18 protein-coding genes are annotated in these 19,740 nt (G+C 61.4%); 10 read left to right on the plus strand and 8 right to left on the minus strand.

Going from position 1 to position 19,740, the window contains the following annotated elements; translation table 11 throughout:
• Positions 1–22 precede the first annotated feature (22 nt).
• From PSH96_RS18265 to PSH96_RS18300, 8 genes are all read left to right on the plus strand, one after another.
• Complete coding sequence (locus tag PSH96_RS18265; protein WP_058422319.1) at positions 23–1,225, plus strand: ABC transporter substrate-binding protein; 1,203 nt, start codon at positions 23–25, stop codon at positions 1,223–1,225.
• A 57-nt stretch (positions 1,226–1,282) separates the two neighbouring features.
• Positions 1,283–2,143, plus strand: a complete 861-nt coding sequence (locus PSH96_RS18270) for a branched-chain amino acid ABC transporter permease (RefSeq protein ID WP_056861341.1) — start codon at positions 1,283–1,285, stop codon at positions 2,141–2,143.
• A 1-nt stretch (position 2,144) separates the two neighbouring features.
• The gene (locus tag PSH96_RS18275) at positions 2,145–3,155 is read left to right on the plus strand and encodes a branched-chain amino acid ABC transporter permease (protein WP_305454209.1); all 1,011 of its coding nucleotides are present in this window, start codon (positions 2,145–2,147) and stop codon (positions 3,153–3,155) included.
• Complete coding sequence (locus PSH96_RS18280) at positions 3,152–3,901, plus strand: ABC transporter ATP-binding protein (protein ID WP_058422317.1); 750 nt, start codon at positions 3,152–3,154, stop codon at positions 3,899–3,901. Before PSH96_RS18275 ends, PSH96_RS18280 begins: the two co-directional genes overlap by 4 nt.
• Positions 3,901–4,596, plus strand: a complete 696-nt coding sequence (locus PSH96_RS18285) for an ABC transporter ATP-binding protein (protein ID WP_138814770.1) — start codon at positions 3,901–3,903, stop codon at positions 4,594–4,596. Before PSH96_RS18280 ends, PSH96_RS18285 begins: the two co-directional genes overlap by 1 nt.
• Positions 4,597–4,610: 14 nt before the next feature.
• Positions 4,611–5,879, plus strand: coding sequence for a Zn-dependent hydrolase (locus tag PSH96_RS18290; protein ID WP_305454211.1), 1,269 nt, complete (start codon positions 4,611–4,613; stop codon positions 5,877–5,879).
• Entirely contained in the window at positions 5,876–7,276 is a 1,401-nt protein-coding gene (locus PSH96_RS18295; RefSeq protein WP_305454212.1) for an amidase, read from the plus strand. The genes PSH96_RS18290 and PSH96_RS18295 overlap by 4 nt, the downstream gene beginning before the upstream one ends.
• 101 nt (positions 7,277–7,377) lie before the next feature.
• Complete coding sequence (locus tag PSH96_RS18300; RefSeq protein ID WP_305454213.1) at positions 7,378–7,620, plus strand: hypothetical protein; 243 nt, start codon at positions 7,378–7,380, stop codon at positions 7,618–7,620.
• A 1,048-nt stretch (positions 7,621–8,668) separates the two neighbouring features.
• Here the strand turns inward: PSH96_RS18300 and PSH96_RS18305 are convergent.
• Complete coding sequence (locus PSH96_RS18305; RefSeq protein ID WP_305460074.1) at positions 8,669–9,526, minus strand: IS3 family transposase; 858 nt, start codon at positions 9,524–9,526, stop codon at positions 8,669–8,671.
• Positions 9,523–9,816 (minus strand): transposase, encoded by a 294-nt coding sequence (locus PSH96_RS18310; RefSeq protein ID WP_305453582.1) that lies wholly within the window; start codon positions 9,814–9,816, stop codon positions 9,523–9,525. Before PSH96_RS18310 ends, PSH96_RS18305 begins: the two co-directional genes overlap by 4 nt.
• Before the next feature lie 222 nt (positions 9,817–10,038).
• Here PSH96_RS18310 and PSH96_RS18315 point away from each other — a divergent pair, with 222 nt between their 5' ends.
• Positions 10,039–10,902, plus strand: a complete 864-nt coding sequence (locus PSH96_RS18315; protein WP_305454215.1) for a LysR family transcriptional regulator — start codon at positions 10,039–10,041, stop codon at positions 10,900–10,902.
• Between the two features lie 58 nt (positions 10,903–10,960).
• Positions 10,961–11,965, plus strand: coding sequence for a LacI family DNA-binding transcriptional regulator (locus tag PSH96_RS18320; protein WP_305454216.1), 1,005 nt, complete (start codon positions 10,961–10,963; stop codon positions 11,963–11,965).
• On the opposite strand, the gene PSH96_RS18325 is transcribed toward PSH96_RS18320, so the two are convergent.
• From PSH96_RS18325 to PSH96_RS18350, 6 genes are all read right to left on the minus strand, one after another.
• A complete protein-coding gene (locus PSH96_RS18325; protein ID WP_305454218.1) occupies positions 11,962–12,687 on the minus strand; it encodes an SDR family oxidoreductase in 726 nt (241 codons plus the stop codon). The two genes, PSH96_RS18320 and PSH96_RS18325, sit on opposite strands and share 4 nt — an antisense overlap.
• Before the next feature lie 137 nt (positions 12,688–12,824).
• On the minus strand, positions 12,825–14,357 hold the full coding sequence (locus PSH96_RS18330) for an FGGY-family carbohydrate kinase (protein WP_305454219.1): 1,533 nt from the start codon (positions 14,355–14,357) through the stop codon (positions 12,825–12,827).
• A 3-nt stretch (positions 14,358–14,360) separates the two neighbouring features.
• Positions 14,361–15,440: an alcohol dehydrogenase catalytic domain-containing protein gene (locus PSH96_RS18335; protein ID WP_056861332.1), complete on the minus strand. Its 1,080-nt coding sequence runs from the start codon at positions 15,438–15,440 to the stop codon at positions 14,361–14,363.
• Between the two features lie 26 nt (positions 15,441–15,466).
• Positions 15,467–16,459 (minus strand): ABC transporter permease, encoded by a 993-nt coding sequence (locus tag PSH96_RS18340; RefSeq protein WP_305454221.1) that lies wholly within the window; start codon positions 16,457–16,459, stop codon positions 15,467–15,469.
• Entirely contained in the window at positions 16,425–17,933 is a 1,509-nt protein-coding gene (locus tag PSH96_RS18345; RefSeq protein WP_305454222.1) for a sugar ABC transporter ATP-binding protein, read from the minus strand. Before PSH96_RS18345 ends, PSH96_RS18340 begins: the two co-directional genes overlap by 35 nt.
• 63 nt (positions 17,934–17,996) lie before the next feature.
• Positions 17,997–18,920, minus strand: a complete 924-nt coding sequence (locus PSH96_RS18350; protein WP_099549975.1) for a substrate-binding domain-containing protein — start codon at positions 18,918–18,920, stop codon at positions 17,997–17,999.
• Positions 18,921–19,740: the final 820 nt, after the last annotated feature.

Raw genomic sequence — 19,740 nt, forward strand, 5'->3', positions numbered from 1 at the left:
AACTAAACCAGGGAGTCACCCCATGCAGCGTCGTACGTTGTTGAAAGCCAGTCTCACCGCCGCCGCCGCGCTCAGCCTTCCACTGAGTGTGCGCTCTGCATTCGCCGCCGAGCCTTTTACCTTTTACGGCCTCAAGTCCATGTCCGGCGCGTTTGCCAGCTATGGCAAATTTGCCGACATGGGTTCGCGCCTGGCGGTGGAACAGCACCCCGAGATTCTCGGCCGCCCGCTCAACTACAAGGTCATCGACACCGAAGGCAATGCCGGCAAAGCCGTGCGCAAGGTCCAGGAGGCTATCCAGCAGGACGGCGCACGGTTCTTCCAGGGCTGCACGCTGTCGTCCTCGGCGCTGGCGGTGGCCAAGGAAGTCGATAAGGTCGGCGGCGTGTTCATGACCCCGGTGGGCGCCGATGAAGTCACCGGCAAAGACTGCAACAAGGCGACCTTCCGCTGGTCGGTGCCCACCTACGGCGCGATCCGCGAAACCATGCTGCCGCTGATCAAGCTGCTGCCCGACGCCAAGCGCTGGTACACCATCACCCCGCAATACGTGTTTGGCGAAGCCTTGCTCGAAGGCGCAAAAACCGTGCTCAAGGACAATGGCCTGGAGCACGTCGGCAATAGCTACCACTCGTTGCAGGAACAGGAATTCTCCGGCTACCTGACCAACGCCATCGCCGCCAGGCCCGATGTACTGGTGCTGCTCAACTTCGGCAGCCAGTCGTCCAACACCCTGCGCCAGGCGGTGAACTTCGGGATCAAGGAGCGCATGAAAGTGCTGCTGGTATGGTCCGCCGGGCTCGACCAGTTCCAGGAACTGGGCAGCGACGTGCTCGAAGGCGTGTACCTCGGCGCCCAGTATTGGCACCAGGTCGACACCCCGCTCAACCGTGAACTGGTCAAGCTCACCCAGGCCAAATACGGCATCAACCCCACCTACCCGCTGGCGGCTGATTACATCAGCACCAAAGTGATGCTGGAAACCATCATCAGCACCGGCAGCTTCGACGGCCCGACCGTGGCCAAAGCCCTGCAAGGGTTGAGCTACGAAGGCCCGACCGGCAAGGAGTCGATCCGCGCCGGCGACCATCAGGTGATCAAGGATTACTACCTGCTGATCGGCAAAGCCGCCGGCGACATGGCCGACAAGGACGACCTGGCCAAGGTGCTCAGCGCCGGGCAATCGTTCCCGCCGGTCGAGGCGACGGGCTGCACGCTCGCCTGATCCTCTGAATTGCTTAGCGCAGGGCCGCGTAAGCGGCTGCCTGCCGAGGGTTTCTGCATGCTTAATCTTTACCTGTTCCAGATCCTCAACGGCCTAGGGTTGGGGATGATCTACTTCCTGATCGCGGTCGGGCTGACGATCATTTTCGGCCTGCTCAACTTCGTCAACTTCGCCCACGGCGCGTTCTTTCTGCTGGGAGCGTACATCTGCTACACCGCCGTAAGCCTCACCGGCAACTTCTGGCTGGCGCTGCTCATTGCACCGCTGGTGGTGGCCGCGCTGGCGTGGGTGATCGAGCGACTATTGATCCAGCGGATTTACCACTTGCCGCACATGTTCCAGATCCTGGTGACCCTGGGGATCGCGCTGATCATCCAGGAAGCCAGCGTGATGATCTGGGGCCCGGTGGGCAAAAGCGTCGCCGTGCCGGAACTGCTGCGCGGCGTGCTGGTGGTGGGTGACTTCGTCTACCCCTACTACCGCCTGTTCCTCATCGTGTTTTCCGCGCTGATCGGCCTGGCCTTGTGGCTGCTGCTGGAGCGCACGCGCTTCGGCGCCCTGGTGCGCGCCGGCAGTGAAAGCACCGAAACCGTGTCGCTGCTGGGCACCAATATCTTCCGTCTGTTTTCCATGACCTTTGCCCTCGGCGTGGCCCTGGCCGGTGTTGCGGGTGTGCTGTTTGCGCCCTTGCGCGGCGCGCAGCCCTTTGTCGGCCCGGAGATCCTCGGCGTGGCCTTCGTGGTGGTGGTGATCGGCGGCATGGGCTCGTTCAGCGGTGCGCTGGTCGGCGGTTTACTGGTGGGCGTGGTGCAAAGCCTGATGACCACACTCTGGCCCCAAGGCGCGAGCCTGATGATCTACGGCGCGATGGCCGTGGTGATTCTGGTACGCCCTTACGGCCTGTTCGGGAGAGCCTGACATGAGCGAGAAAAACCCCCTGCCGTTTGCCAAGACCCAATCCAAGGCCATGTTGCTGTGGGTGCTGGCGGTGCTGATCGGCTTGCCGTTGATCCTGCCCTCGGCGACCCTGGCCACCGAGATCCTGATCTTTGCCCTCGCCGCGCTGGCCTGCAACCTGTTGCTGGGCTACACCGGGCTGTTGTCGTTCGGCCAAGGCATCTTCTTCGGGGCCGGTGCGTATTGCGCTGCGCTGCTGATGATCCACTTGCAACTGGGCTTGTTCAGCGCATTGCTCGGCGCCGCCCTTGCCGGCGGTTTCCTGGCGTTTCTGGTCGGTGCGCTGGCGATCCGGCGCACCGGCATTTACTTCGTGATGCTCACGTTGGCGTTCAGCCAGATGGCCTACTTTGTCGCCTACACCTTGAGCGACTGGACCGGCGGCGACAACGGCCTGCTCAGCGTGCCGCGCCCGGAGATCCGTATCGGTGACACCGTGCTGCTGTCGCTGGCCGACGCCCGAGTGTTCTATGGCTTTGTCGCGGTGCTGTTCCTGCTGATCTTTATCGGCGCGCGCCGCGTGATCGCCTCGCCGTTCGGCAGCACCTTGATGGCGATCCGCGAAAACGAAACCCGCGCCTCGGCCATCGGTTATGACACGCGGCATTTCAAGATCCTGGTGTTCGTGCTGTCCGGCGCGGTCACCGGCATTGCCGGCGCGCTGTACGCCATGCTGCTGCACTTTGTGCCGCTGTCGAACATCGACCTGGCGATGTCCGAGAACATCCTGATCATGACCATCGTCGGCGGCACCGGCTCGCTGTTCGGCTCATTGCTGGGCGCAGGCTCTATCGTGCTGCTGGGGGACTTCCTCTCCGACCTGTGGCCGCGCTGGCTGATGCTGCTGGGCGTGATCCTGATCTTCGTGGTGATCTTTATGCGCGGCGGTTTGTGGGGCGGCCTCGCGTCGCTGTTCGAACGGGTACGCGGCAGCCGCAAGACCGCCGCCGTCGCCAAGGAGGAAGGGCTATGAGCATCCTGTTGGAAACCAAAGACCTGGAACTGGCCTACGGCGCGTTCCATGCGGTCAACGGCGTCAACCTCAAGGTCGAAGCCGGCACCATTCACACCATTATCGGCCCCAACGGCGCGGGCAAGACCAGCCTGTTTCACTGCCTCACCGGCGAGCGCCAGGCCACCGCCGGAGCGATTCATTTTGACGGCAAGAACCTGATGCGCAAACCGGCCCACGGCCGCGTCGGCCTGGGCATGGCGCGCTCGTTCCAGCTCACCAGCCTGTTCCAGAACCTCAGCGTGCGCGAAAACCTGCGCCTGGCCGCCCAAGGCCGCGACGGCGCGCGGGCGCTGAACTTCTGGCGCCGCGTCGACAGCAAGCGCGAGCATCTGGAGATGGCCGATCAAGTGTTGGAGCGCCTGCAACTCACCCGTCGCGCCGATACCCTGGCGGGCGAGTTGTCCCACGGCCAGCAACGCGTGCTGGAAGTCGGCATGTCGATCTGTTCCAAACCCAAACTGCTGATGCTCGACGAACCCACGTCGGGCATGGGCATCGATGACATTCCGATCATGACCCAGTTGATCAGCGACCTCGGTCGCGACCACACGGTGCTGTTGATCGAACACAACATGAGCATTGTCATGTCCATCAGCCAACGCATCACCGTGATGAGTCACGGGCAGATCCTGGTGGAGGGCACGCCGGAGTTTGTGCGTGCCGATGAGCGTGTGCGTACGGCGTATCTTGGGGAGGCTGCCTGATGCTGATTGTCGAGAATATCCATTCCTACTATGACAAGAGCCATGTGCTCGAAGGCGTGTCGCTCACGGTCAATCCCGGCGAACTGGTGACGCTGCTCGGCCGCAACGGCGCGGGCAAGACCACCACGCTGCGCAGCATCCTCGGGATTATCTGCCCGCGCCAGGGCCAGATTCACTTCAACGGCCAGGCGCTGGTGGGCCAGAAGATCTTTGAAATCGCCCGTCAGGGTTTAGCGCTGGTGCCGGAGAACCGCGGGATTTTCCGCCTGCTGACCGTCGAGGAAAACCTGCGTATCGCCGTGCGCAAGACCAGCCGCTGGCAGCTTGAAGACGTCTACGGCATGTTCCCGCGCCTCAAGGAGCGGCGTAAAAACGCCGGCCACGCGCTGTCCGGCGGCGAGCAACAGATGCTCGCCATCGCCCGCGCGCTGCTCAACGACCCCAAGCTGCTGATCCTTGACGAGCCCACCGAAGGCCTGGCCCCAGTAATTGTCGACGAGTTGGTGAAGATCCTGCGCAAGGTCAAGGACGACGGCCTGCCGGTGTTGCTGGTGGAACAGAACCTGATGGTCTGCGACAAGCTCGCCGACCGCCATTACGTGCTCGAACAGGGCCGCGTCGTATACGAGGGCAGCGCCGCAGCCTTCCGCGCCGACCCGAGCATCAAGAACCGCTACCTGGCCCTGAGTGCCTGACCGGAGATTTGCACATGAATAGTTTTGCGCAACCGCTCAAGAGCAATTCCCCACTGATCAACCGCGACCGCTTGTGGCAATCGTTGATGGACCTGGCTCAGCTTGGCGCTACGGTCAAAGGCGGCGTGTGCCGCCTGGCCCTTACCGACCTCGACCGCCAGGCCCGAGACCTGTTTGTGCAATGGTGCGAGGCCGCCGGGTGCAGCGTCAGTGTCGATGCCATTGGCAACATTTTTGCGCGCCGTGCCGGTCGCAATCCCGCCCTGCCCCCGGTGATGACCGGCAGCCATATCGACACGCAGCCCACCGGCGGCAAGTTCGATGGCTGCTACGGCGTGATGGCCGGGCTGGAAGTGATCCGCACCTTGAATGACCTGAATATCCAGACCCAAGCCCCCATCGAGGTGGTGGTGTGGACCAACGAAGAAGGCTCACGCTTCCCGCCGTGCATGATGGGTTCCGGGGTGTTTGCCGGCAAGTTCGACTTGCAGGACACCCTCGACAAACTCGATGACCAAGGCCTGTCGGTAGGCGCCGAATTGCAGCGCATCGGCTACGCCGGTTCGCGCGCGGTACTCGGCCACCCGGTCGGCGCGTATTTCGAGGCGCATATCGAGCAAGGCCCGGTGCTGGAAGACCGCGCCACCACCATCGGCGTGGTCATGGGCTGCCTCGGCCAGAAGTGGTTCGACCTGACCCTCACCGGCGTCGAAGCCCACGCCGGTCCGACGCCCATGCACCTGCGCAAGGACGCCCTGGTGGGCGCCGCCGAAGTGGTCAGCGCGGTCAACCGCATCGCCCATCAACAGCAACCCCACGCCTGCGGCACGGTTGGTTGCCTGAACCTGCACCCCGGCTCGCGCAATGTGATTCCCGGCCAGGTGCACATGACCATCGACCTGCGTCACCTGCATGCCGACAAGTTGCAAGCGATGGTCGATGAAGTACGCGGCGTGATCCAAGCCACCTGTGCCCGGCACGGCCTGACCTTTGAACTGACACCCACCGCCGACTTCCCGCCGCTGGACTTCAACCCGGCCTGCGTCAACGCGGTGCGTGATGGCGCCCAAGCGCTGGGCTTGAGCCATATGGACATTGTCAGCGGCGCCGGGCATGACGCGATTTTTGTCGCCGAACTCGGCCCGGCCGGGATGATCTTTGTGCCGTGCGAAGGTGGCATCAGCCATAACGAAATCGAAAACGCCGCGCCGGATGACCTGGCAGCGGGCTGCGCGGTGTTGCTGCGCGCCATGGTCAACGCGGCGCAGGGAGAAGTGGCATGAGTGAGATTGGCCAACTGACGGCGGTGCAACTGCTGCAGCATTTTCGCGACAAGACCTTGTCACCGGTAGACGTCACTGAAGACGCTCTGCTGCGGATTGAGCGCTATAACCCGGTGGTGAACGCCTATTGTCACGTAGACCCCGAAGGCGCATTGAACGCTGCGCGGGCCTCGGAACAACGCTGGTTGAAAGGTGAACCCTGCGGCGCCCTGGACGGCGTGCCTGCGTCGATCAAAGACTTGACGCTGACCATTGGCATGCCGACGCGCAAGGGTTCGCGCACCACATCTGCCGAAGGCCCGTGGGATGTGGATGCGCCCTTCTCAGCCTTGATGCGCAAGGCCGGCGCGGTGTTGCTGGGTAAAACCACCACGCCGGAATTCGGCTGGAAAGGCGTCACCGATAACCCGCTGTACGGCATCACCCGCAACCCGTGGGACATACGCACCACAGCGGGCGGTTCGTCGGGTGGCGCCGGTGCGGCGGCGGCGCTGAACCTGGGCGTATTGCACCAGGGCAGCGATGCCGGGGGTTCAATCCGCATTCCCTGTGCGTTCACCGGCACCTTCGGCATCAAGCCAACCTTCGGCTATGTGCCGCAGTGGCCGGCCAGTTCCATGACGATTCTGTCGCACCTGGGGCCGATGACGCGCACCGTGGAAGACACCGTGCTGATGCTGCAAACCGTGGCCCAACCGGATGCGCGCGATGGCCTGATCGGGGCGCCGCGCAGCACACCGTGGTTGTCGGGCGCAACGGATTTGACGGGGTTGCGTGTGGCCTACAGCCCCACGTTCGGCTATGTGGACGTGGACCCGCAAGTGGCCAAAGTGGTTGCCCAGGCGGTTGAGGGCCTTGTGCAACTGGGGGCTCATGTCGAGCAGATCGACCCAGGCTTCAGCGACCCGCTGGAGGTGTTCAGCACCTTGTGGGCAGCCGGCGCGGCGCGCCTGACGGGCTCCATGAGTGATGCGCAAAAACAATTGCTCGACCCCGGTTTGCTGCGCATCGCCCAACACGGCCAGCAGTTGAGCCTCGGCGCTTTCAACGACGCCCTTGAAGCACGTGCGGCGTTGGTGGCGAGGATGGCGGCGTTTCATGAGCACTACGACATATTGGTCTCGCCGATGATGCCGATTACCGCCTTCGCGGCTGGGCACAATGTGCCGCCGGGTTCGTCGATGAAAGAATGGATGGAGTGGACGCCGTTTACTTATCCGTTCAATTTGACCCAACAACCGGCGGCGTCGGTGCCCTGCGGGTTCGCGGCGAATGGCTTGCCGGTGGGCTTGCATGTGGTGGGTGCGCGGTTTGCGGATGAGCAGGTATTGAGGGTGTGTCAGGCCTATGCCAAAGCCTTCCCTACCGAACACCTTGAGGCGCCGCGCGGGCTCTGAACCGTGCATGTGCGGTGGCATCCGGCTTATAATCCGCGCTTCATTTTTTGTTGCGCGGATTGTTTCAGATGCTATTCACGAGGACTTTTCTGGCGAGTGCAGTGCTCGCCCTCTTGCCGGCCATGGTCCATGCCACAGCGTTGGACTTGAGCTACGAAGCGCCTGTGCTTGAGGCGGTGCCACACGATGCACCGGCGACGGCCAAATCGCTGTTCCCGGTTCAGACCCAGGCGCCGGTGACGTTCGAGTACAAGTGCAAGGGGCCGCGTTGTCAGTATGAGGATGACCTGGAGCAGCGGCACGAAGATCAGACCACGCAAAGTTGGTCCATCGGGATTCACTAGGGTTCGGCCTGCCTTGAGCTGAAATGTAATCAACTGTGGGATGTGGGTAGTTTGCGATGGCGGTCTTTGGGTGGTGTACATATCCGTTGCTGCGGTAACGGCGGCCTATGGTTCCGCTCTTACAGCGGCTCACTTTTTGAAGGACCAAAAAGTAAGCAAAAAGTCCTCGCCCAACACTCGGTGCCTCGCTGTGGCTCGGCATGCCCGCAATCCGCCAGTGATTTGGGGGGCCGCCGCCACGCGCCATCCATGGCGCGGGGCGGCTAAACCGGCATCCCTGCCGGTTTACCCCCCAAATCACTGTCAGATTCCGGCCATCGTGTTTGACGGGGCGATTTCAGATCAAGATCAAAAGCGTAGATCAAAAGACCGCTGACTTCGTCATCGAAAAGGATGTAAGGGCCAGAGCAACAGCAACAGCAACAGCAACAGCAACAGCAACAGCAAAGCCATACTCGGTCAAAGGTGGGAGCTGGCTTGCCTGCGATGGCATCAACTCGGTGTGCCTGATGTACCGAGGTGTCTGCATCGCAGGCAAGCCAGCTCCCACAGAAAAGCAGTTCTTCAGTGTATGCAAATCCGCAGTCGACCTCATATTCAAAACTGCATGCGGTCAACTGTGGGAGCGGGCTTGCTCGCGAATGCGGTATGTCAGTTATAGATGAATTGACTGACCCACCGCATTCGCGAGCAAGCCCGCTCCCACATTTAAACCGAGTTGCATCAGGTAGATAGGCTGTTGCTTTGCACTTGATCTGGCTTTTGCTTCAACCACTCAGGTCGGCTTTCAGGCCGCCGTGCTGTAGATCTTGATCTTGATTTTGATCTGAGGCGCCCCGTTAACCACGATGGCCGAACGCAGGCTTGAATCCGTGGGTAACCCGGCAGGACGCCGGGTTAGCCGCGCTGGGCCAAGGATGGCCCATCGCGGCGGCCCACGGACTCAAGCCGGAGTGCGGGCACACCGAGCCTAGGCGAGGTGCCGAGTGGTGGGGCACAGACCTTTTGGTGGACTTGTTCCCTCAAAACGTACGCCATGAAGCGAGTGTTAAGCAGTTTGCTTCAGTTGCTTTGCGTAGTCATTAGGTGAGCTGTATCCCAGCGCCGAGTGCAGCCGTGCCGCGTTGTAAAACCCATGGATGTAGCTTGCGATTGATGCATGGGCCTGTGCTTTGCTGGGATACACACCGATGGCTTCCTCCTTCTTGAGTGTGGCAAAAAAGCTCTCTGCCACGGCGTTATCCCAGCAATTCCCCTTACGGCTCATGCTTTGCACGAAGCCTCTTTCCGCGATCATGCTACGAAAACCGCTACCGGTGTATTGTCGGCCTCGATCAGAGTGAAAAATTACACCGTGATCAACTGGCGCTCTGGTCCAGGCGTTCATGAACGCCTGTTGTACCAAACCCTCGGGCATACGATCCGACAGGCTGTAACCCAGCACCTGCCGGGTCTGGATACTCAACACCACAGCCAAGTACAACCAACCCTGGCGAGTCGAAATATATGTGATATCCCCCACCCAGGCGGGTGCCGGGCTTGTCACGGAAAAACGTCGTTTCAACACGTTGTCAGAAATGGGTTGGATATACCGGTTATCCATCGAGTGTTTGAACCGGGCTTTGATTTTTCCTCGCAGCATCTCCTCTCTCATCAGACGAGCTACTCGCTTGTGCCCTATCGCGTACGAACGGTTATGAAGCGCCTTAACCATGCGTGGGCGCCCATAAGTGCCTCGGCTTGCCCGATGAATCGCACGAATTTCCAAGCGAATCGCCGCATCTGGATCAGGACGTTTCTGACGCTTCAAATAGCCGTGAAAGCCCGACACCGAGACCTCCATCACTCGACATAACAGCCTGACTGGAAAGTGAGTCCGTTCACGGGCGACGAAGGCGTATCTCAGTTGGACTCTCTGGCAAAGAACGCCGTCGCTTTTTTTAGGATTTCTCGCTCCATTTTGAGCGTGGCATTTTCAGCTCGAAGCCGAGCCAGCTCACTTTCCAGGTCAGAGACCGGATGCCGGGCAGGAGAACTGAGAGGACGCCCGTTGCGTGCGGCGTCCAGCCAATTACCTAAGGTTTTGACCGAGATATCCAACTGTCGGGCAGCTTCTCCTCGACCAATGCTTTCAGCGAGTGTCACTGCCTGAGCTTTGAAGTCATCGGTGTAACGGCGGCGAGTTTGCTGTGCCATAAGTGCCTCCAAGATTGCGATTAAAATATCGCTTCTTGGCGTCCGCTGCGAGGGAACAAGTCCATGGTTACTTTTGGGGCGTTTGCCAAAAGTGACCCGCTGTAAGAGCGGAACCCTAAGCCGCCGTTACCTAAATAACGGATATACACCCAACAACCCCACACACACGCCAGCTTCGAGCACATTCCATTACACTGTCCCCCATTCATCCCCGGGGGCTTCATGGACATCGAACTGGCACGCACTTTCCTCGAAATCACCCGCTGCGGCAGCCTGGCCGCGGCCGCCGAGAAACTGCACGTCACCCAGACCGCCATCACCGCGCGGGTCAAAAGCCTGGAAAGCCAGTTGGGCAGCACGCTGTTTGTGCGCAACCGCGCCGGCGCCAGGCTGACCGCCGATGGCGAGGCGTTTGTGGTGTACGCCAACCAACTGCTGCAAACCTGGGAAGCCGCCAAGCGCGACCTGCCGCTGCCCGATGGCTACCGCAATGTGCTGCACATCGGCGGCGAGGTCAGCCTGTGCAACCCGTTGATGCTCGGCTGGGCCAAGGCCTTGCGCGAACAGATCCCCGGCCATGCGCTGCGCACCGAAGTGCGTGAAGGTGAATACCTGTTACGCCAACTGGAACTGGGCGTGCTGGATGCCGCGCTGGTATTCCAGCCGCAATACTGGCCAGGCCTACAGGTCGAACAAGTGCTGGAAGAAAAACTGATCCTGGTGCAGTTAACCAGCAAACCCGCCCCTTACGTGTATATCGACTGGGGCCAGGGCTTTCGCCAGCAACACGACGCCGCGCTGCCCGAAAAGGCCCGTGCCGCGCTGAGTTTCAACCTCGGGCCACTGGCCTTGCAGTACATCCTGGAGAACGGCGGCGCCGGGTACTTCCGCACGCGGGTGGTGCAAAGCTACCTGGACAGCGGCGTCATGCAGCGCGTGCCGAAAGCGCCGGAATTCAGCTTCCCGACCTATCTGGTCTACTCACGGGCGCGGGATTCGGCGGTCTTGCAGCAGGCGCTGGGGCTGCTGCGCGAAGTGGTCAAGGCCGAAAGCGACTGGTCCCAACGCTGGGACCCGCTGATTTGAATCACCCTACGCCCGCGCGCATGCTAGCCTGCGGATGTTTCCCAGCGCAGCCTTACCGATGAACAAGAAAAAGTCCGTCACCATCAGCGACATCGCCAAACGGGTGGGCATGACCACCATCACGGTGTCCCGCGCACTGAGCAAACCCGACCTGGTCAAGCCCGCCACCCTGGCGCGCATTCTCGAGGTGGCGCGTGAGCTGGACTACGTGCCCAATGCCTTCGCACGCGGGCTCAAGCGCAGTGAGAGCCTGATCATCGGCGTGATCACCGCCTCGGTCGACAACCCGTTCTACAGTGAGATGATCAAGGCGATTTCCCGCGAGGCGAAGCAGCACGGCTACACCATCATGCTGGTGGACACCGATGAGCTGGAAGAACTCGAAAGCAAGGCCGTCGATACACTGCTGGGCTATCGCGTGGCGGGCATCATCTTGTCGCCGGTCTCCGACGAGCCCAGCTACCAACCCGACTATCTGGAGCGCCTGGGCAACGGCAAAACCCCGGTGGTGTTGCTCGACCGCACGCTCCACGACAGCCCGTTCAGCCGCGTGGTGCTCGACAACTACCACAGCGGCATCCAGGCCGCGCACTACCTGTTGCGCCAGACACCCGAGCTCAAGCGCCTGCTGGTACTGACCGGCCCGGAGCATTCACGTATCACTGTGGAGCGCCTCAAGGGGCTGCGCGAAGTGCTGGCTGAGCACCCTCATATTCAGGTCGAAGTGCAGGCCGGTGACTACACGCTGATGCCGTCTTACCTGCACACCCTCGACTACCTGGCCGAGCACTCCGCGCCCGATGCGATCATGGGTTTCAACCAGTTGATCACCCTCGGCGCCCTGCGTGCATTGCGCATGCACAACATCGCCCACGACAGCCTGACCATCTGCGGCATCGACCGCCTGCCCTTCGCCGATATCTTCGGCGTGCCGATCGCCTGCGTGGCCCACGACGCCTCACTGGCCGGCAGCAGCGCGGTACGCCTGCTGCTTGACCGCTTGCAGGACCCGCACAAGCCACGGGACAAAGTGGTGATCGCCGGCGTGCTGGAAAACGGCTAGCGGCTGGTGTAGCCACCATCGATCGGCAGGCTCACGCCGCTGATCATGCTGGCGGCATCGCTGAGCAGGAACAGCACCGGCAGCGCGACTTCCACGGATTGCGCGAAACGCCCCAGCGGAATGGCCGCCAGCGCCGGATCGCGTTTGGCCGGGTCAGACCAGGCCTTGGTTGCCATGGGCGTGAGTGTGACCGTGGGGTTGACGCTGTTCACCCGAATGCCAAAGCGCCCCCACTCGGCGCACTGCACGCGGGTAATCGCGTCCAGTGCGGCCTTCGAGGCGCAGTAGCCGAGGTGATCGTCCAGCGCCACCAGCGAGGCTTGGCTTGAGACATTGACGATGCTGCCGGGGATGTTGGCTTCGATCATTTTTGCCGCCACTCGGCTGGCGACCTGTGCGGCGGCGCGGGCGTTGACCTGCATGACCTGATCGAACGCCTCCGCGCTGATGGCGGCGGCGGGTTCCAGGCGTGAGATGCCGGCGCAGTTGACCAGGCCATGCAGTGGCGGCAAGTCGGCCAGGGCTTTATCCAGGGCGATGCTGTCGGCGATATCCACGCATAAGCTGTTGCAGCCCAACTGTGACAAGGCTTGCGCGTCGCGGCCGAGGGCGAACACTTCGGCACCGGCGGCAATCAGCTGTTGGGCGATTTCGCGACCGATGCCGCTGCTGGCGCCCGTGACTAGGATGCGCTGGCGGGTGAAGTTGAAGGTGGTGGTCATGGTCACTTCTCGATAAACAATGAAGATCCCTGTGGGAGCTGGCTTGCCTGCGATAACAGAGTGTCAGCCAGCACATTTGGCACTGATACACCGCTATCGCAGGCAAGCCAGCTCCCACATTTTTGATCTGTGTTGGGTCAGTTGGTTTGCAGGTTGTGCATGATCGGTTTGAGGGCGGGATACAGCTTCAGGTACTCAGCAAACGCCCGGTCATAGGTCATGACATTTTCGCGCTTGGGCTGTGCCCGCAACTCCAACTGCACCCAGCCTTTATCCATCTCGCCATCACTCACCAACCCCACCGTATGCGCCGCCAGCAACGCCGCGCCCAAGGCCGCTTCCACCTCCTGCACGATGGTGTAAACCGGGTAACGCGTAACATCGGCAATAATCTGCATCCACAAATCCGAATGGCTCGCGCCGCCCACCACAATCAAGCGTGGGTCCAGCGAATGTGCGCCCTGGGTACCGGCTTCAATGTTGTGGCGCAGGGCAAAACTCACGCCTTCAAGCACTGCGCGGTACAGGTGAATACGGCTGTGATACAGGTTCAGCCCGACGAAACTGCCACTGGCGCGGTCATCCCACACCGGGCTGCGTTCACCCATCAGGTACGGCAAAAACAACAAACCTTCGCTGCCCGCCGGAACCTGGGTGGCGCTCTGCTCCAGCAACACCAGGCTGTCCTGGCCGCTGGCCTGGGCCTGTTGTTCTTCGGCCTGGCAGAACTGCTCGCGAAACCAGCTGACCGACGCCCCGGCGGTGATCGCGCCGCCAAAGATGTACAGGTCCCGATGGCCGTTGTAGACATGCGGCATGCTCACCAAGCCATGGTGTGCGTCCACGTGCTGGTTCAGATAACCCCAGCACATGCTGGTGCCGATCATAGCCACATGGTTGCCCGGCTGCGTAACACCCGCCGCCAGCGTGGCCATCGCCGCATCCACACCGCCGGCCAGGATCGGCGTGCCGGCCTGCAAGCCCAGGCGCGTGGCCCAGCTTTCAAGCAAGCCGCCCACCACCTCACCGGAATACACCAACCGCTCGGGCATCATGGCCTGTGGAATGCCCAGTGCATCGAGCATCTCGGCGGACCAGCCGCGCGCCTTCACGTCGTAAACCCCGCCAATATTGCCGGCGCTGCTATGGTCCACCGCCAATTCGCCGGTAAGGCACCAGTTGATATAGCTGTTGGGTGGCAGCAGGTAGCGCGTGTCAGCCCACACCTGCGGCTGATGCTGCTTGAGCCAGAGTATCTTGGTGAAACCGTAGTAGCTGTCCACCGAGTTGCCGGTGATTTCGAACAAGCGTTCCTGGTCCAGGTGTTCACGCACCCACGCCACCTGCTCGCCGGCGCGGCGGTCCATCCAGATCAGGCACGGGTGCAGCGGCGTGATCTGCGTGTCAACGGCAATTCCCGAACCGCCGTACAGGCTGCTGATGCACAGCGCCTTGACCTGCCCGGCCGCCACGCCGGATGTGGCCATGCACTGCGCCACACACGCCTCGACCGCCGACAGCCAGACCTGCGGCCATTGCTCGGCCCAGCGCACTTTCGGGGTATCGACGCGATACCCCTGGCTGTGCTGGGCGATGATCGTACCTTGACCATCCACCAGCAGCGCCTTGGTGCTCTGGGTTCCTATATCGACACCCATTACATAGTTCATAGATCAAATCACCGGCTTCAACAGCACCTTGATCGATTTGGTCGAGTTAGCCAACGCAAAGGCCTCGGCAAAATCATCCAGCGGGAAGTCATGGGTAACGATGCCCTTGGACGTCACCAGGCCACGCTCGAACAGGTCGATAGCGATCGGGTAGCAATACGGGCCCAGGTGCGCGCCGCGTACGTCCAGCTCCTTGCGGTCGCCGATGATCGACCAGTCGACGCTGGTTTCGGCGCCAAACACACTGAACTCGACAAAACGCCCGAGCTTGCGGATCAGGTCCAGACCCTGGGTCACGCCCGCCGGCACGCCTGTGGTTTCAATGTACACGTCGCAACCATAGTTATCGGTGAGGCCGTTGATGATCTCGCGGGCATTGTCGCGGGACGGGTTGATCACCACATCGGCACCAAACTGCTTGGCCAGTTCCAAACGCTCGTCGACCATGTCGATCACCACCAGTTTTTTCGGGGTTTTCAGCGCGGCGACCTGAACCATGCACAGCCCCAGCGTCCCGGCCCCGGCGATCACCACCACGTCGTCAAGCTGGATTTCGCCACGGTTGACGGTGTGGATCGAGCACGCCATCGGCTCCACCAGCGCCGAGTCTTCCAGCGACACCGACTCGGGAATCTTGTGCACGATGGCGGTCTTGGGAATGCGCATGTACTGGGCCATGCCGCCTTCGGCGACTTCACGCTGGAAGCCGAAGATATTGTGCACTTCGCACATCCAGTACTTGCCCGACTTGCAGAAGCGGCACTTGCCGCACGGCACGATCTGCTCGGCGATCACCTTGTCGCCCACCGCCACTTCAAAGTGCTCGCCGGCGCCCTCGCCCACTTCTTCCACGTAGCCGAAAAACTCATGGCCCGGCACCACCGGCGCCTTGACCCACGGGTTGTCGCCACCCCAGAACATCGCCGCGCCGGAGTGGCATTTGCAGTCACTGGCGCAGATGCCGCAGGCGGCAATGCGGATCACCAGTTCATTGGGGCGCGCCTTGGGTTTGCCGATGCGTTCCAGGCGGTAGTCTTTGGGGCCGTGGCAGACGACGGCTTGCATCTCGGTGTGCTTGTCCATGTGTTCGGTCCTTTCTTGTCAGGTGTTTATTTATGGCGCTGACGGCTGATAAAAATCGCCAGCAAAATGATCCCGCCCTTGATCACGCTCTGGACGTAGGGCGAGACCCCGAGCATGTTCAAACCGTTATTGAGTACGCCCAGCAGCATGGCGCCGAGCAAGGTGCCAACAATGACCCCGCGCCCGCCGGCAATCGACGCACCGCCGAGTACCACCGCCGCAATCGCATCCAGCTCGAACGACACGCCGGCGTTCGGCTGGCCGCTCATCAGGCGCGAGGTGAGCACCAGACCGGCAATCGCTGCGGTCAGGCCGCTGATGCCGTACACCAGCAACTTGAAGCGCGCCGCCCGCACGCCCGACAAACGCACCGCTTCTTCATTGCCGCCGATGGCGTAGATGTAGCGGCCGATGCGTGTGTGTTGCAGCAACACATAGGCGGCAAAGTAGGTGACCAGCATGATCAGGATCGGCACGTCGACGCCGAACAGGCTCTGGCGGCCGAAGAAACCGAACCACTCCGGCAACCCCGAAATCGGGTAGCCGTCTGTGTACATCAGGCCCAGGCCTCGGGCGATGCCCATGGTCGCCAGGGTGACGATGATCGGCGGCATGTGCAGGTAGGCGACGAACAAGCCATTGCCGATACCGAAGGCCACGCCGATCAGCATGCCGGCGCCAATCGCCAGGCCCGGCGGCAGGCCCGCGACCATCAGCCCGGCGGTCAAGGTGCCCGACAGCGCCATCACCGGCCCCACCGACAGGTCGATGCCACCGGTGAGAATCACGCAGGTCATGCCCACCGCGATAATCGCGTTGATCGACACCTGGCGCGCAATGTTCGACAGGTTGCTGGTGGTGAGGAAGTTATCGCTGGCGAAGATCATCACCAGGGTCACCACCACCAACCCTACGAAGGGATAAAACGCCGGCGAGCGCACCAGCCGCGCCAGGTTCAGGCGCAATCGACGGGTGTCGCCGGTATTAATGGACCTGTTCACTTGAGCCCCCTGTTGCATGGCGCATGACCTCTTGTGGGTTGACGGCGGCCGCTTCCAGCAGCTTGACGATGGCGCCCTTGTGGAACACGGCGACGCGGTCGCACATGCCGATGACTTCGGGCAGTTCGGAAGAAATCATGATGATCGCGTAGCCTTGTTCGGTGAGGCTGCGCATCAGGGCGTAGATCTGCGCCTTGGCGCCAACGTCGATGCCACGTGTGGGTTCATCGAACACCAGCACGTCGCAGTGGTGGTTGATCCAGCGTGCAATCACAACCTTTTGCTGGTTGCCGCCGCTGAGGTTGAACACCCGGCTTTCGCCGCTGGGCGCCTTGATCGACAGCTGACGCATCAACGCGTCGACGCTGGCGCATTCCTTGGCTTTGTCGATCAGGCCCGAGGCGTTCTGGTACTTGGGCAGGTTGTTCAGGGAGATGTTTTCGCGAATGCTGAAATCGGTGATCAGCCCTTCGCTCTTGCGGCTTTCCGGCAGCAGGCCAATGCCGTGGGCCAGAGCCTGCGCCGGGTCATCGAGGGTGACTTTCTCGCCGCGCAACCACACGTCTTTGCTCACTGACGGCAGCGCACCCATCATGCCCAGCGCCAGCTCGGTACGACCGGAGCCGACCAGCCCGGCAAAGCCGAGGATCTCGCCCTTGTGCAGCTGAAAGCTGTTGCGCGGGCCGTTACGCACCAACTGGATGTCCTTGACCTCCAGCAACAGCGGGCCACGGTCTTTCGTGGGTTTGGGTGGAAAGCTGTTTTCCAGGCGCCGGCCGACCATCATCTCGACCAGCCGATCGATATCACTGTCGGCCACGTCGGTCACGCCCACGTTACCGCCATCGCGCAGCACGCTGATGCGGTCGCACACCTGGAAAATCTCCTCCAAGTGGTGAGAGATAAAGATCACCGCCACGCCCTGGCGCTTGAGTTCGCGCATGATCTCGAACAACAGCTCGGCTTCGCTGGGCGTGAGGGTGGCGGTCGGTTCATCGAGTACCAACAGGCGCGCATCCAGGGCCAGCGCCTTGGCGATCTCAACGAATTGCTGCTCGGCCACACTCAGGTGCTTGACCGCACATTGCAGGTTGATACTCACACCGAGGCGCTTGAATAACGCCTGGCTGGCCTCGACCATTTCGCGTTTGCGCAGCAGGCCGAAGCGGTTGCTGAGCTCATGGCCGAGGAAGATGTTTTCCACCGCCGTAAGGTAGGGAATCAGGCTGAATTCCTGGAACACGATGCCAATACCGGCGGCGATTGCGTCGCGGTAAGTGGCAAATTTTTGCACCTGGCCATCGATCAAAATCTGCCCTTCGTCCTGATGCTCGACACCGCCGAGGATCTTCATCAGGGTCGATTTGCCCGCGCCATTTTCACCCAGCAACGCATGGATTTCGCCGCGCTCGACCTGCAGGTTGATGGACTTGAGGGCCTGTACGCCCGGGTAGCGCTTACAGATATTTTCCAGCTTCAGAAGACTGCTCATACCGCCGACCTCGTATTCAGAAGGAGACCTCAAGCCCCACGGTTCACGTGGGGCCGGGGCGATTTACCAGCTGAAGTCCTTGGCCTTGGCCTGGTCGATCAAAGTGATATCGACGGGAATGGTGGCCGGCACTTGCGAGCCCCACTTTTTGGCCAGGGCGATGCCCAGGGCCAGGCGAATCTGATCGCGCGGGTATTGCGCCGAGGTGGCGATGAACTTGCTGCCGGGCTTCTGGATCGCCTTGATGGCTTCCGGTGCACCGTCGACGCTGACCAGTTTCACGTCCAGGCCGCTGGCCTCGATGGCCGACAGGGCGCCGAGGGAGCCGTTGTCATTCACGCTGAAAATACCCTTGAGGCCCGGCTGGGCCTGCAGCATGTTTTCGGTGACGGTCAGCGCCTGGTCACGTTCCTGCTTGCCGTTCTGGATGCTGACAATCTTGATGTCCGGGTGCTTGGCCACCGCCTCTTTGCAGCCGCGTACACGCTCAAGGATCGGCACCACGGCGATGCCGTCGAGGATCGCGATGTTGCCTTTGTCGCCGATGTTCTTGGCCAGGTATTCACAGGCCTGGAAGCCGGCGTCGAAGTTTTTCGAACCGACGAAGGAGTCCAACGGACCGTCGGCCTGGGCGTCCACCGCGACCACGACCACACCCGCAGCGTGCGCAGATTTGACCGCCGATTGCACGCCGACCGAGTCGGTGGGGTTGATCAGCAGGATATCGATGCCTTTTTGTAGCATGTCTTCGACATCGCTGACCTGCTTGGACACGTCGTGGCGGGCGTCGGTGATGATCAGCTTCGCACCGATGGTCGCGCCGGCTTCTTCCAGGGCGTTTTTCATGGTGACGAAATAGGGGTTGTTGATTTCCTGGAAGGAGGCGCCGATGCGGATCGGTTTGGCGGCGTCGGCAAACGCTGCGCTGGTGGCGCCGAGGGTGATGCTGACAGCCAGTAAACACAGGGTTTTCGGGAGCATTTTCATGGCGTGGTTCTCTGTTTTGTTTTTATTTTTAGAGCAAATGTTATCGTTAACATTTTGCGAGAAGCTAGCAAGTAAATGGGGGCTGTGCAAGAGGCCATTGGTCGGTCGCGGTCGAAAGGTGGGAGTGGGCTTGTCTGCTGTGGCGGTTGGGCGGTGTACATATCCGTTGCTGCGGTAACGGCCGCTTAGGGTTCCGCTCTTACAAGGGGTCACTTTTGGCGGTGGGTCAGCCTATTCATCTGTCACTGACCCACCGCATTCGCGAGCAAGCCCGCTCCCACAGTTGACCGCATGCAGTTTTGGCGGATTTGCATGCGCTGACGAGCTGCTTTTCTGTGGGAGCTGGCTTGCCTGCGATGCAGACACCTCGGTACATCAGGCACACCGAGTTGATGCCATCGCAGGCAAGCCAGCTCCCACCTTTGACCGAGTATGGCTCTGCTGTTGCTGTTGCTGTTGCTGTTGCTGTTGCTGTTGCTGTTGCTGTTGCTCTGGCCCTTACATCCTTTTCGATGACGAAGTCAGCGGTCTTTTGATCTGCGCTTTTGATCTTGATCTGAAATCGCCCCGTCAAACACGATGGCCGGAATCTGACAGGGATTTGGGGGGTAAACCGGCAGGGATGCCGGTTTAGCCGCGCTGGGCCAAGGATGGCCCATCGCGGCGGCCCCCCAAATCACTGTCGGATTGCGGGCATGCCGAGCCACAGCGAGGCACCGAGTGTTGGGGCGAGGACCTTTTGGTTACTTTTGCGTCCTTGCAAAAGTGACCCGCCGTAAGGGCGGAACCCTAAGTGGCCGTTACCGCAGCAACGGATATG

This window comes from Pseudomonas sp. FP2338 (genome assembly GCF_030687515.1).
Taxonomy (GTDB): domain Bacteria; phylum Pseudomonadota; class Gammaproteobacteria; order Pseudomonadales; family Pseudomonadaceae; genus Aquipseudomonas; species Aquipseudomonas salomonii.